This window comes from Photobacterium sp. R1, assembly GCF_054600795.1.
Genome location: NZ_BAAHZP010000148.1, coordinates 1 through 399, shown reverse-complemented (window position 1 = coordinate 399; position 399 = coordinate 1). Strand labels below are relative to the sequence as shown.

1 protein-coding gene is annotated in these 399 nt (G+C 50.1%); it reads left to right on the top strand.

Annotation, left to right across the window (positions count from 1 at the left end; all coding sequences use genetic code 11):
* On the top strand, window positions 1-399 hold a 399-nt coding region (locus tag ACYP03_RS24410; RefSeq protein ID WP_459782433.1), incomplete at both ends, for a DMT family transporter.

Genomic DNA, 399 nt, shown 5'->3' with positions numbered 1-399 from the left:
CACAGCGACACAAGGCACGGCGCTATGGCTGGCAGGCTATGCTGATTGGGATCTTAGGCTATTATTTTGCTTCGCTGTTCGACATTCTGGCGCTGGAGAGCATTTCTGCGCAGCTTGAGCGGTTACTGTTATTTATGTATCCGTCCTTTGTGGTTCTGATCAGTATGCTGGTTTTAAAAGAAACGCCTAAAACGGGGACTTTCCTTTCCATCCTGCTGGGTTACCTGGGTATTGCGCTTATTGTCGCGCATGACATTCAGCATCTGGGCGATGACATCTGGCTCGGCAGCCTGTATGCCCTGCTGTCAGCCATGATTTTTGCCACTTACATGGTGCTGAGCAAACGGGTGATCATTCAGCTTGGCAGTCAGTTATTTACCAGTCTTGGCATGACCAGCG